This window comes from Domibacillus sp. A3M-37 (assembly GCF_024213455.1).
GTDB classification, from domain to species: Bacteria; Bacillota; Bacilli; order Bacillales; family Domibacillaceae; genus Domibacillus; species Domibacillus tundrae.
Genome location: NZ_JANAVL010000020.1, coordinates 1 through 13,138 on the forward strand (window position 1 = coordinate 1; position 13,138 = coordinate 13,138).

The following is a 13,138-nucleotide window of genomic DNA, read 5'->3' on the forward strand; positions in this document are numbered from 1 at the left end:
CGAACACGGCAGTTAAGCTCTTCAGCGCCGATGGTAGTTGGGGGTTTCCCCCTGTGAGAGCAGGACGCCGCCTGGCAATATATTTAAGAGATGACACTACGTCATCTCTTTTTTTACATTCTTTATTCCTTGGGAGGTTCTGCCGAATGGATCATTCTTTTATGCCAGTTATGAAAGCGTTAAAAAATCATAAGCACAAGAATTCAGTTTCTTTTCACGTTCCAGGCCATAAAAATGGTTTACTCGGTCCTTGGATGGATCTTTCATTTGATGTTACGGAGCTAACTGGACTAGATGATCTTCATGCTCCCGAAGAATGTATTGCCGAAGCAGAAAACATGTTGTCGGATGTATATAAAACGGTTGAAAGCAAATTTCTTATCAATGGAAGCACCATTGGAAACTTGGCAATGATTCTTGGGACGCTTTCAAAAGGCGATACGGTATTTGTTCAGCGTAATTGCCATAAATCCGTCTTGAATGCATTAAAAATGGCTGAAGCTTTTCTTGTTTTTCTTGCGCCGGATGTTGATGAACGTACGCAGACAGCGACTCTTATTTCTGTTGAAACGCTGCAAGAAGCGTATGCAGCCTATCCTAATAGTAAAGCTGTCATTTTTACCTATCCGACATATTATGGAATGACCGGTTCTTTTCAAGAGCTGGCGATAATGGCGAAATCCCATGGATCATGGGTGCTTGTAGATGAAGCGCATGGTGCGCATTTCAGGGCGAATGGAAAAGGGGTTCCGATGAGTGCGCTGCAATTGGGAGCCGATATTGTTGTACAGTCGGCCCATAAGATGCTGCCGGCGATGACGATGGGAGCGTACCTTCATATTCAGTCTGAAAGAATAGATCGTGGGCGAATCCACTTTTATTTGCAGGCGCTTCAGTCCAGCAGTCCATCGTATCCGATTATGGCTTCATTGGATTATGCACGCTCTTATTTAGCTTTATATACCGAAAAAGATCATGCTTATTCGATGGATGTGAAAAAAAGAATCGTTCAGCTTCTGGAATCAAAAGGCTTCATCTGTATAACAGTAGATGATCCGTACAAGCTGCTTGTACGGGTAGAGGGACTAACAGGATATAACGTACAGGAATTGTTTGAAGCCGTTGGTGTGTACATTGAACTGGCTGATCCATGCCAGGTGCTTCTGGTTTTTCCTCTTTTAAAAGCAGGAGAAGTGTTATTTGAAGAATATGCTGCTGGAAAGCTCAGTGTCCTGCAAGTAAAAGGAGAAAAAGAAGCTGTTTCGTTTCCGAGAGACTTTCAATCTGAGCGTGTATCTGTCTTGGCATTGCCTTATAATGAGCATAGTTGCTATAGAAAAACTGCTGTTTCGTTTGAAGAGGCAGCCGGGGAAGTATCGGCGGAAATGATTATTCCTTATCCGCCGGGTATACCGCTTGTTATGGAAGGGGAACGTATTTCAAGCGGACATATCCAAATGATTCAATGGCTTATGGAGCAAGGATCCCGTTTTCATGGCGGAAGCGGGTTAAACGAACAGAAGATTGTTGTGTTTCGGAAGGAGAGCTAACATGGCAGGACTATTTATTACAATAGAAGGACCCGAGGGAGCCGGTAAGACAACCGTGCTCGACCGGATTGTAACCGAGCTTCGGAAAAGAGGGCTCGATATTGTTCAAACGAGAGAACCGGGCGGCATTGCAATCGCCGAACAAATTCGCTCGGTTATTTTAAATAAAGAAAATACAGCGATGGATGCACGGACGGAAGCGTTGTTGTACGCGGCTGCCCGTCGTCAGCATTTAGCAGAAAAAGTTATTCCGGCTCTTGAACGGGGAGCGACTGTGCTTTGTGATCGGTTTGTGGACAGTTCGCTTGCATACCAAGGTTATGCACGAGGGCTGGGGATGGAGGAAGTCGGTTCGATTAATGCTTTTGCCATTGATGGAGTTATGCCTGAATTGACGCTGCTATTTGACGTCCGTCCTGAAATCGGGCTTGCACGCATTCATCGTCATGATGGCCGAGAGGTAAACAGGCTTGATCTTGAGGATCTTTCTTTTCACAAAAAAGTGCAGGAAGGTTATACGAAATTAGCGAACTTAAATAAAGATAGAATTGTGATTATTGATGCAGAACAAGAAGAAGAACACGTTTTTCAAGAAGCGCTTGCTAAAATTGAAAAAGTGCTTCGGGAAAAGATTTGGTATAATGAAAGAAATCCTGTAAGAGGGGAAGATGGTATATGAAGTTGATTATGGCAGTTGTACAGGATCAAGACAGCAATAAATTGTCTCATGCGCTCATTGAACATCAATTTCGTGCAACAAAGCTTGCTTCAACAGGCGGTTTTTTAAAAGCGGGCAATACGACGTTTATGATCGGTGTAGAAGATGACCGGGTACAGGATGCGCTTGAAATTATCAAAAAAAATTGCCAGTCGCGTGAACAGATCGCCCCTCCCGTATCGCCGATGGGCGGTAATGTTGATGCATATGTGCCCTATCCAGTTGAAGTGCCGGTCGGGGGCGCAACAATATTTGTGCTTCCAGTTGAGCAATTTCATCAATTTTAAAGGGCGTGAAGCACGTGTCTAACCCGTGGAAAGAAGCAGAAAAACGCCAGCCGATTGTGATGCGGATCATTGAAAATAGTTTACTGCGCGATCGTGTGGCGCATGCTTATTTGCTTGAAGGCGACCCGGGCACCGGGAAAAAAGAAACAGCAATGCTGTTTGCAAAAAGCTTGTTTTGCCTGGAGCCGGAAGATGAATTTATGCCATGCGGCGCCTGTATTAATTGCCGCCGCATTGAACATGGCAATCATCCGGACCTTCATGCTATTGAGCCGGATGGCTTATCGATCAAAAAAGAACAAATTTATTATTTGCAGCAGGAGTTTATAAAAACAGCAGTTGAATCGGTTTGGAAAGTATATATTGTAAATCAGGCGGATAAAATGACAGCGAGTGCCGCGAATAGCCTGCTCAAATTTTTAGAGGAACCATCCGCCAATACGGTCGCTTTTTTATTAACGGAACAAAGCAGCCGCATTTTGCCGACAATTTTGTCACGCTGCCAGCAGCTGACATTCAAGCCGATTGATTCAGATCGACTGAAGCAGCGCCTTGTTGAGGAAGAAATCAGTATTCCGATGGCGTCGCTTACATCCAAATTAACGAATCACTTGGAAGAAGCGCTTGAACAATCACGTGATGAGTGGTTTGCACTGGCACGTTCAATAGTGTTAAAATTATACGAAGGTCTAAAAGGCGGAGGGCTCTCAGCCATCGTTCCGCTTTCAGAAGACTTTTATTCGCATTTTAAAGAGAAACAGCAGGTCAGTCTTGCCCTCGATCTTTTCGTTCTCATCCATAGGGATTTGCTTTCCATTATGACCGGTGAAGAACACGGTCTTGCATTTCCTGATCGTCTCGCTTCTTTTCAACAGGATGCACTGCTCTTGTCGGCAGAAAAGCTTGCCGACCGAATGGCATCCATTTTGGAAGCGAAACGAAGACTCAATAGTAATATGAACCAGCAGCTGCTGATGGAGCAGCTTTTGTTAAAGTTACAGGGGGGACACGCCTTTGTGTAATGTAGTAGGTGTACGCTTTAAGCAAGCGGGTAAAATATATTATTTCGATCCAGGCGACCTCGGTATTCAGAAGGAAGACCATGTCATTGTGGAAACAGTGCGTGGCGTTGAATACGGACATGTCGTTGTCGGACCGAAAGAAGTTGATGAAGACGATGTCGTTCTGCCATTGAAAAAAGTCATCCGGACAGCGGATCAGAAAGACCGCCTGGCTGTTCAGGAAAACAGTGAAGCGGCCATGACTGCGTTTGATACATGCACGAGTAAAATTACGGAGCATAAGCTTGATATGAAGCTAGTCGATGTCGAATATACATTTGACCGAAACAAAGTCATTTTTTATTTTACGGCAGATGGCCGCGTTGATTTTCGTGAGCTTGTGAAAGATTTGGCATCAATTTTCCGAACGCGGATTGAACTGCGGCAGATTGGTGTCCGCGATGAAGCGAAAATGCTGGGCGGCATTGGACCATGCGGCCGAATGCTTTGCTGTTCAACATTCCTTGGTGATTTTGAGCCCGTATCGATTAAAATGGCAAAAGATCAAAACTTATCATTAAATCCAGCTAAAATTTCCGGTTTGTGCGGCCGATTAATGTGCTGCCTGAAGTATGAAAACGATGAGTATGAAGATGCGCGTCGTGTGCTGCCGGATGTTGGCCAAAAAGTGAAGACGCCAAGCGGAAATGGGCGTGTGACGGGCTTAAATATTTTAGAGCGGCTCGTGCAGGTGCACATTCCGGAATTGGAACGGACGCTTGAGTTCTCATCTGATGAGATTGGGAAAGAAGGAGCCGTTTCTGTGAAAGCAGGTGATTGATGCGGTGGAAAAGCTAGACAAGAAAGGCATTTTTGATTCAGTCAGCCATATGGAGCTGCAAATCGGTGAACTGTATCAGCAGCTTGGCGAAGTGAAGGTGCAGTTAGCCGAAATATTGGAAGAAAACAATTCATTAATGATTGAAAATGATCATTTGCGCCGCCGTCTTGAAGAACTAGACCGCGGTCATGAACGAAAAGCATCAGGGGCGGCTAATGTACAGGCGCGTGGAGCAGATATCGGCGAAGGCTATGATAACCTGGCCCGTTTGTATCAAGAAGGATTTCATATTTGCAGTGTGCACTTTGGAAGCCCGCGTAAAGACGAAGACTGTCTGTTTTGCTTATCCTTTTTAAATAAAAAATAACGAGATCGAAGCCTTCCTTTTACAAGGAAGGTTCTTTTGTGCAAAAGGAGTAAGGATTATGTTCGAATTAAAAGAAGGTGAGCGGCTTGATTATTTGCTGGCAGAAGAGTTGCGGATCATTCAAAGTCCATCTGTTTTTTCCTTTTCACTGGATGCCGTCCTTTTAGCTCGATTTGCTTCTGTACCGAAAATACGCGGATCTATCGTTGATCTTTGTTCAGGAAACGGTGTTGTGCCGCTCTTAATGTCGGCGAGAACGAGCGTATCAATGACTGGCGTGGAAATACAGGAGCGGCTTTATGATATGGCAGTCCGAAGCGTGACATATAACGGCTTAAACACACAAATTCAAATGGTGAACGATGATTTAAAAAAAGCGCCTGAGCGGCTGGGTAAAGAAAAGCATACACTCGTCACATGCAATCCTCCGTATTTTTTGACCCCGTCAGCAAATGAAATTAATTTGAATGAACATTTGGCCATTGCCCGCCATGAAATTATGTGCACGTTAGAAGATTGCATTCTGTCGTCTTCCCAGTTGTTAAAGCAAGGAGGAAAAGCGGCATTTGTCCACCGCCCCGGCCGGCTGCTCGATATCGTTACGTTAATGAGAAAGTACCGGATTGAGCCGAAGCGCATCCAGTTTGTCTATCCAAAAGCGGGAAACAAAGAAGCAAATACTGTCCTTGTGGAGGGCATTAAAGACGGAGCACCAGATTTGAAAATTTTGCCGCCGCTTTACGTTTATGATGAAAAAGGCGAATATACAGACGAAGTGAGGACCCTTTTATATGGAGACGAGCCACCATTTTTACGTCGTTAAATGCAATGACGGCTCCCTTTACGCAGGGTATACGAATGATTTGGACAAACGAATGGGTGTCCATAATGCGGGAAAAGGAGCAAAGTATACACGCGCCCGTCTGCCTGTGATGCTTATTCATAGTGAATCATTCCAAACAAAACAGGAAGCAATGCGTGCGGAATATGCCTTTAAACAACTTCCGCGCCGAAAAAAAGAAGCGTACTTACAAAAAAGGGGTGTGGGCGGTGAACTCGCAGAAAAGCTTTGAAAAAAAGACGGGCATGCTGTACCTTGTGCCGGTGCCGATCGGGAATTTGGAAGATATAACGGTCCGTGCGATTCGGATTATGAAAGAAGCAGATGTCATCGCGGCGGAGGATACGCGCAATACGAAAAAACTGTGCAATTATTTTGAGGTAGCGACACCGGTAGTCAGCTATCATGAATATAGCAATAAAGCAGCAGGCCGCAAGCTGATTGACCGTATGCAGGCGGGAGAAACCGTTGCGCTTGTCAGTGATGCCGGCACGCCATGTATTTCTGATCCAGGGCATGAACTTGTTGTGATGGCAATTGAGTCGGGTGTGAACGTTGTGCCGCTTCCGGGCGCAAATGCGGCCGTGACAGCATTGATTGCTTCTGGTATTGTACCACAGCCATTTTATTTTTACGGCTTTTTAAGCCGCGGAAAAAAAGAAAAGAAAAAAGAACTTGAAAAACTGGCGAATGTGCAGCATACGTTTATTTTGTACGAATCGCCTCATCGTTTAAAAGAAACACTTACGCTCATGGAAGAATATTTAGGGGCCGAGCGGCGGATTGTCTTAAGCCGTGAACTGACGAAAAAGTTTGAAGAATTTTTGCGTGGAACCATTCAGGAAGCGGCAAAATGGGCAGCAGAATCGGATATTAAAGGTGAATTTTGCTTGATTATTGAAGGAAGTGGCAAAGAACCGGCCGCTGAAATAGAAGTGCAGTGGTGGACAGACATGACCGTTGAAGATCACGTTGCTCATTATGTAACAGAACAAAGCATGAATTCAAAAGAGGCGATTAAACAAGTAGCGAAAGAACGGAATCTGTCAAAACGCGATGTTTATGCTGCTTACCATATATAAACAAAAAAAGGTGCCCGGGAAGGCACCTTTTTTATAGTCTTATTTACCTTTTGCGAATGCTTCTTCAATTTCTTTCATTAAAATCTCAGCGCCTTCATGGCTAAGGATTAGTTTGCCATCGGCAAGTTTGATGTTATCGTCAGATACTTCGCCTGTTACTTGGCACGTCATGCTCGGCTTGTATTTTTTAAGAATGATTTTTTCATCATCCACATAAATTTCAAGCGCGTCTTTTTCTGCAATTCCCAACGTACGGCGCAATTCAATTGGAATAACGACCCGTCCGAGTTCGTCTACTTTACGTACAATACCTGTTGATTTCATTTTAAAAAGCTCCTCTCAATATATGTGTGTCGTTCAAATAGCGTTATCTAAATTCATTCGTCAATATTCGACAAAAAACTTACCCTATGACGTAATTATACCAAGACTTGCCATAAACGTCAATAAATAAAATCTAATTCTTCAAGTAAATGTAAAGGCTTAAAATGTTGATTTACCAATGTTTTAAGTCAGAAAAAGCAAAACACTTTTAAAAGTGTTTTCGACATGTGTCGAAATTTGTCGAATAAAAGTGATTATTCGACAAAGAAATTAACAGAAAAAAAAGTGTTCATATTTACATTTATTCAGATATGGGAGAAAATAAAAGAAGTGACTAAAAAAGCTTATCGTACATAAGCGGATGCTTTTTAAGGAGGATTTTCCAGTGAATGAGCATAAAAAATCGTTTTACTTAACAACACCTATTTATTACCCGAGCGGCAATTTGCATATCGGACACGCTTATACAACAGTTGCGGGAGACGCTATGGCACGCTATAAGCGTTTGCGTGGATTTGATGTAATGTATTTGACCGGAACAGATGAACATGGTCAAAAGATTCAAGAAAAAGCGGATGAGAAAGGTGTCACCCCGCAAGAATACGTAGATGAGATTGTATCGGGTATTCAAAAGCTGTGGAAAACAATGCACATTTCCAATGATGATTTTATCCGCACGACGGAAATGCGCCATAAAACAGTCGTTGAAAAAATTTTTCAGCAGCTTTTAGATCAGGGAGACATTTACCTTGGCGAATATGAAGGCTGGTATTCGGTTCCGGATGAGACATTTTATACTGAAACACAGCTTGTCGACAAAGAATTAAATGAAAAAGAAGAGGTCGTTGGCGGGAAAAGTCCAGACAGCGGCCATCCAGTCCAAAAAGTTCGAGAAGAATCATACTTTTTCCGGATGAGCAAATATGCAGACCGTTTATTGAAATATTATGAGGAAAATCCGACATTCATTCAGCCGGAATCCCGCAAAAACGAAATGATTAATAACTTTATTAAACCAGGTCTTGAAGATTTGGCGGTATCCCGGACGACGTTTGACTGGGGCGTCAAAGTGCCTGGCAATCCGAAGCACGTCGTATACGTATGGATTGACGCATTGTCAAATTACATTACAGCACTTGGCTATGGAACAGAAAATAAAACGAAGTTCGAACAATATTGGCCGGCGGATGTCCATCTAGTCGGCAAAGAAATCGTCCGTTTTCATACGATTTATTGGCCAATCATGCTGATGGCACTTGATTTGCCGCTGCCGAAAAAAGTATTTGCGCACGGCTGGCTGCTTATGAAAGACGGCAAGATGTCGAAATCAAAAGGAAATGTCGTGGATCCTGTCACATTAATCGATCGTTACGGCCTGGATGCACTTCGCTATTATTTGCTGCGTGAAGTACCATTTGGCTCTGATGGTGTATTTACACCGGAAGGATTTGTAGAGCGGATCAATTACGATTTAGCCAACGACCTTGGCAACTTGCTGAACCGGACGATTGCAATGATTAACAAATACTTTGACGGCGACATTCCACCTTATAGCGGTTCAGATGGCGAATTTGAACAGGCGCTTGTTGAAATGAATGACAAAACAGTCCGTGAATACGAAGAAGCGATGGAAAACATGGAGTTCTCCGTTGCACTGACGTCACTTTGGCAGCTTGTCAGCCGGACGAATAAATATATCGATGAAACACAGCCATGGGTGCTCGCAAAAGAAGAGAAAAAAGATGGGCTCGGCACTGTGATGTATCATTTAGCTGAATCATTGCGCCGAACTGCTGTTTTGCTGACGCCGTTTTTAACGGGAACACCATCAAAAATTTTTGAACAGCTTGGGCTGACGGATGAAAGTCTGCGGAACTGGGAAAGCTTACACACATTTGGAGCAATTCCACCGAGTGTTAAAGTTGTTAAGAAAGGCGAGCCGATTTTCCCGCGTCTTGATATGGAAGAGGAAATTAACTTTATAAAAGAAAAAATGCAAGGAGCAGCCCCGGCACAAGAAAAGAAGCCTGCAGAAAATTATGCACCGGTTGCGGAAGAAATCAGCATCGACGATTTTATGCAAGTGGATCTCCGTGCTGCCACGGTTATTGAAGCTTCTCTTGTTAAAAAAGCAGATAAGCTGTTAAAATTGCAGCTGGACCTCGGTTTTGAAAAACGCCAGGTTGTATCTGGTATTGCGCAATATTATAAACCGGAAGAACTTATCGGCCGTAAAGTAGTCGTTGTTGCGAATTTGAAGCCGGTTAAGCTGCGCGGCGAACTGTCGCAGGGAATGATTTTGGCCGGTTCAAAAGATGACATTTTAACGCTGGCCGAAGTGCCGGAAAACTTGCCAAATGGAGCAAAAATCAAATAATTGTTTCACGTGAAACAAAAGACGGGTGATAACATGCTATTTGATACACACGTTCATTTAAATGCAGATCAGTTTAAAGAAGATGTAGAAGATGTTATGAAGCGCGCTCAAGAAGCCGGTGTAAAACGAATGGTTGTGGTCGGATTTGACCGGCTGACGATTACACGGGCGATGGAACTTGTGGAAAAATATGATTGGCTGTATGCGGCTGTCGGCTGGCATCCGGTTGACGCTATTGATATGACAGAAGAAGATTTGAATTGGATTGAAGAGCTCGCTAACCATCCGAAAGTCGTCGCAATTGGGGAAATGGGCCTTGATTATCACTGGGATAAGTCACCAAAGGACGTGCAAAAAGACGTATTTCGTCGCCAGATTCGTCTGGCTAAAAAAGTGAAGCTGCCAATCATTATTCATAATCGGGAAGCAACGCAGGATATTGTTGATATTTTAAAAGAAGAAGGCGCCAGCGATGTGGGCGGCGTTATGCACTGCTTTAGCGGCAGTGCTGAAACGGCACTTGAATGCGTTAAATTAAATTTTTATATTTCTCTTGGCGGTCCCGTGACGTTTAAAAATGCGAAGAAGCCGAAAGAAGTGGCGGAAGCGGTGCCGCTTGATAAGCTATTGATTGAAACGGATTGCCCGTATCTTGCGCCGCATCCATATCGCGGCAAGCGGAACGAGCCCGCTTATGTAAAACTCGTGGCTGAGGAAATTGCGGCGCTTAAACATCTTTCATATGAAGAAGTGGCGGCTGCAACGATGAAAAACGCCAACACACTGTTTCAACTTGATTAAGCAGGGGGCTCACAAAGCCTCCGCTTTTTCGTTCGGAGGAAAAATGAAAATTAAAGAAATTATTGTTGTTGAAGGAAAAGATGACACGGTGAAAATCAAGCTGGCAGTGAATGCTGATACAATTGAAACGAGAGGGTCCGCGGTCGACGATAGCGTCATTGACCAAATTCGCCATGCTCAAGCTACGCGCGGCGTTATTATTTTAACGGACCCGGATTATCCTGGTCAGCGCATCCGCAGCCTTATTGCTGATAGAGTGCCTGGCTGCCGTCATGCTTTCTTGCCGAAAAATGAAGCAATTGAAAAACATGGACGCGGTGTCGGGGTGGAGCATGCCTCTATTGAATCGATCCGAAAAGCGCTTCGTGACGCGCAGTATATGGATGAGGAAGCAACTGAACAGATAACAAAAGAAGATCTCGTTGCAGCCGGGCTTATTGGCGGTCCTGCTTCAAAAACACGGCGTGAAGTCATTGGACAAAAGCTGAAAATTGGTTACGTGAACGGAAAGCAGCTGCACAAGCGGCTGATTATGTTCCAGATTACACGAGAACAATTTGCTAAAGTCTTAACGGAAGTACTGAAGGAGGAACAATCATGAAAGATATCGCAACACCGTCCCGGACGAAAGATATTCTCGCTCGGCACAGATTCTCATTTAAAAAAAGCCTCGGCCAAAACTTTTTAATTGACTCGAATATATTGCAGCGGATTACCGAAACAGCTGAACTGACGAAAGAAACCGGCGTCATTGAAATTGGTCCGGGGATCGGAGCGCTGACGGAGCACTTGGCCCGTTCAGCGGGTAAAGTCGTCGCATTTGAAATTGATCAACGATTGCTGCCGATTTTAGATGAAACCCTGGCGCCATACGACAATGTGAAGATTATTAATGAAGATGTGCTAAAAGCGGATATGAAAACAGTGGTCGAGCAGGAATTTGCCCAATTTGACCGGCTTATGGTTGTAGCAAACCTTCCTTATTACGTGACGACACCAATTATTATGAAGCTGCTTGAAGACAAAATACCGGTCAACGGATTTGTTGTCATGTTGCAAAAAGAAGTAGGCGCTCGTATTTCAGCGAAGCCGTCAACAAAAGAATATGGCTCCCTTTCCATTGCGGTTCAATATTATACGGAAGCATCGATTGCGTTTATCGTGCCGAAAACAGTTTTTATGCCGCCGCCGAATGTGGATTCCGCCATTATTAAGCTAGATGTGCGCGACGAGCCTGCTGTTTCTGTTGACGATGAAGACTTTTTCTTTAAGGTCACAAGAACCTCTTTTGCCCAGCGCCGAAAAACCATTTTAAATAACCTCGTTAACGGACTGCCAGGTGGAAAAGAAAAAAAAGAAGATATTACTACCGCGCTTGAAGAAGCTGGAATTGAGCCGTCTAGACGAGGTGAAACGCTATCGCTCGCTGAATTCGCTTCGCTTTCTGAATCTTTGACAAAAAAAGGAATAGGGAAATAGTTAACTGCTCTTGAAAATAGAGTGGTTTTTTTTATAAACTTGGGAAATACTAACGTTATCGAAAAAAATCGATATTTGCCGAACAAAAAATATTGACATTAGAAGGCGACGCTGATAAAATATTTTATTTGTTTGACTAAAACAGGAGTTTGTGCTACACTAAACATAGTGAGGTGGATGCAAATGCCGAAAACATTAGCTGACATAAAAAGATCGCTTGATTGTCATTTGGGTAAAAGATTGTTGCTGAAAGCGAATGGTGGACGACGTAAGACGATTGAGCGTTCCGGTATTTTAACGGAGACGTATCCTGCTGTTTTTGTCGTAGAACTTGATCAGGACGAGAATTCATTCGAGCGCGTTTCTTATAGTTACGCGGATGTACTCACTGAAACAGTTGAACTGACATTTGAAGATACAGCGGCAGGCAACGCAGTATAAATGGCTTGCTTTTTATAAAGCAGCACACCGGGGAGCCGGCTCAACAGATTCAATTTGAATCTTTTGAGCCGGCTCTTTTTCTTTTGTGATAAAATAAGACAATAATTTATTGCGTATAACATAAAGTAGGTGGACTGAAATGAAGTTAATGATTAAAGCACCAGCGAAAATTAACCTGACGCTTGATGTGCTCCATAAACGGCCGGATGGCTATCATGAAGTGGAAATGATTATGACGACAGTTGATTTGGCTGACCGTCTTGAATTGGAAAGCTTGAATAAAAACGAAATCCGGATTATTTCGCACAACCGGTTTGTACCGGATGACAGCCGAAATCTCGCTTATCAGGCAGCAAAACTGCTGAAAGATCGATATGGTATTAAAACCGGCGTGTCCATTCAAATTGATAAAGTGATTCCGGTCGCAGCAGGGCTGGCTGGCGGAAGCAGTGATGCCGCAGCTGCGTTAAAAGGGCTGAATCAGCTGTGGAATCTTGGCCTGTCACTTGATGAGCTGGCGGAGCTGGGGGCAGAAATTGGCTCGGATGTATCTTTTTGTGTATACGGCGGTACAGCACTTGCGACGGGTCGAGGGGAAAAAATCGAGCATTTACCGACACCGCCAAATTGCTGGGTTGTGCTTGCAAAACCAACGATCGGCGTCTCTACAGGTGAAGTGTATAAAAACTTAAAGCTTGACCGCATGAAACGACCAGATACAAACGCAATGATTGAAGCGATTAAAGAAAACGATTATAACAAAATGTGTCAAAACATGGGGAATGTGCTGGAATCCGTCACTTTGTACGCCCATCCCGAAGTGGCGCTTATTAAAGAGCAAATGATCCGTTTCGGGGCGGATGCCGTGCTGATGAGCGGCAGCGGTCCGACCGTGTTTGGCTTAATCCGCCACGATTCTCGTATGCACCGCGTTTATAATTGCCTGCGTGGATTTTGTGATCAGGTGTACGCAGTGCGCATGCTTGGGGACACGGACTTGGTTGATTAAAACCGTATATTAAGATATAT

General features: G+C 43.9%; 16 protein-coding genes and 1 rRNA gene. 16 read left to right on the top strand and 1 reads right to left on the bottom strand.

Annotated features, from left to right (window positions below):
• The 10 genes from rrf to rsmI all read left to right on the top strand — a co-directional run.
• Positions 1-76, top strand: a 5S ribosomal RNA gene (rrf, locus tag NLX67_RS23460); the annotation flags it as partial.
• 70 nt (positions 77-146) lie between these two features.
• Entirely contained in the window at positions 147-1,550 is a 1,404-nt protein-coding gene (locus tag NLX67_RS19230; protein WP_254313022.1) for an aminotransferase class I/II-fold pyridoxal phosphate-dependent enzyme, read from the top strand.
• A 1-nt stretch (position 1,551) separates the two neighbouring features.
• On the top strand, positions 1,552-2,229 hold the full coding sequence (gene tmk / locus NLX67_RS19235; protein WP_046181308.1) for a dTMP kinase: 678 nt from the start codon (positions 1,552-1,554) through the stop codon (positions 2,227-2,229).
• Positions 2,226-2,555, top strand: a complete 330-nt coding sequence (locus NLX67_RS19240) for a cyclic-di-AMP receptor (RefSeq protein WP_046181307.1) — start codon at positions 2,226-2,228, stop codon at positions 2,553-2,555. The genes tmk and NLX67_RS19240 overlap by 4 nt, the downstream gene beginning before the upstream one ends.
• 14 nt (positions 2,556-2,569) lie before the next feature.
• On the top strand, positions 2,570-3,577 hold the full coding sequence (gene holB, locus NLX67_RS19245; RefSeq protein ID WP_082091642.1) for a DNA polymerase III subunit delta': 1,008 nt from the start codon (positions 2,570-2,572) through the stop codon (positions 3,575-3,577).
• Positions 3,570-4,397 (top strand): PSP1 domain-containing protein, encoded by an 828-nt coding sequence (locus tag NLX67_RS19250; protein ID WP_046181306.1) that lies wholly within the window; start codon positions 3,570-3,572, stop codon positions 4,395-4,397. Before holB ends, NLX67_RS19250 begins: the two co-directional genes overlap by 8 nt.
• Before the next feature lie 49 nt (positions 4,398-4,446).
• A complete protein-coding gene (gene yabA / locus NLX67_RS19255) occupies positions 4,447-4,764 on the top strand; it encodes a DNA replication initiation control protein YabA (protein ID WP_046181316.1) in 318 nt (105 codons plus the stop codon).
• Positions 4,765-4,822: 58 nt separating this feature from the next.
• Complete coding sequence (locus NLX67_RS19260) at positions 4,823-5,587, top strand: tRNA1(Val) (adenine(37)-N6)-methyltransferase (protein ID WP_254313024.1); 765 nt, start codon at positions 4,823-4,825, stop codon at positions 5,585-5,587.
• Complete coding sequence (locus NLX67_RS19265; RefSeq protein ID WP_254313025.1) at positions 5,556-5,837, top strand: GIY-YIG nuclease family protein; 282 nt, start codon at positions 5,556-5,558, stop codon at positions 5,835-5,837. Before NLX67_RS19260 ends, NLX67_RS19265 begins: the two co-directional genes overlap by 32 nt.
• On the top strand, positions 5,815-6,687 hold the full coding sequence (rsmI, locus tag NLX67_RS19270) for a 16S rRNA (cytidine(1402)-2'-O)-methyltransferase (protein WP_375143422.1): 873 nt from the start codon (positions 5,815-5,817) through the stop codon (positions 6,685-6,687). Before NLX67_RS19265 ends, rsmI begins: the two co-directional genes overlap by 23 nt.
• A gap of 39 nt (positions 6,688-6,726) precedes the next feature.
• On the opposite strand, the gene NLX67_RS19275 is transcribed toward rsmI, so the two are convergent.
• Positions 6,727-7,011 (bottom strand): transition state genes transcriptional regulator AbrB, encoded by a 285-nt coding sequence (locus NLX67_RS19275; RefSeq protein ID WP_046181303.1) that lies wholly within the window; start codon positions 7,009-7,011, stop codon positions 6,727-6,729.
• A 361-nt stretch (positions 7,012-7,372) separates the two neighbouring features.
• On the opposite strand from NLX67_RS19275, the gene metG reads away from it, so the two are divergent.
• The 6 genes from metG to ispE all read left to right on the top strand — a co-directional run bounded on the left by metG (position 7,373) and on the right by ispE (position 13,118).
• The gene (metG, locus tag NLX67_RS19280) at positions 7,373-9,388 is read left to right on the top strand and encodes a methionine--tRNA ligase (protein WP_254313026.1); all 2,016 of its coding nucleotides are present in this window, start codon (positions 7,373-7,375) and stop codon (positions 9,386-9,388) included.
• 33 nt (positions 9,389-9,421) lie between these two features.
• Positions 9,422-10,189, top strand: a complete 768-nt coding sequence (locus NLX67_RS19285) for a TatD family hydrolase (protein WP_254313028.1) — start codon at positions 9,422-9,424, stop codon at positions 10,187-10,189.
• A gap of 43 nt (positions 10,190-10,232) precedes the next feature.
• Positions 10,233-10,790 (top strand): ribonuclease M5, encoded by a 558-nt coding sequence (gene rnmV, locus NLX67_RS19290; protein ID WP_046181301.1) that lies wholly within the window; start codon positions 10,233-10,235, stop codon positions 10,788-10,790.
• Positions 10,787-11,668, top strand: a complete 882-nt coding sequence (gene rsmA, locus NLX67_RS19295; protein ID WP_254313030.1) for a 16S rRNA (adenine(1518)-N(6)/adenine(1519)-N(6))-dimethyltransferase RsmA — start codon at positions 10,787-10,789, stop codon at positions 11,666-11,668. The genes rnmV and rsmA overlap by 4 nt, the downstream gene beginning before the upstream one ends.
• A gap of 183 nt (positions 11,669-11,851) precedes the next feature.
• Complete coding sequence (gene veg, locus NLX67_RS19300; RefSeq protein ID WP_046181299.1) at positions 11,852-12,109, top strand: biofilm formation stimulator Veg; 258 nt, start codon at positions 11,852-11,854, stop codon at positions 12,107-12,109.
• 139 nt (positions 12,110-12,248) lie between these two features.
• On the top strand, positions 12,249-13,118 hold the full coding sequence (gene ispE / locus NLX67_RS19305; protein WP_254313032.1) for a 4-(cytidine 5'-diphospho)-2-C-methyl-D-erythritol kinase: 870 nt from the start codon (positions 12,249-12,251) through the stop codon (positions 13,116-13,118).
• The last annotated feature ends 20 nt before the right edge of the window (positions 13,119-13,138 follow it).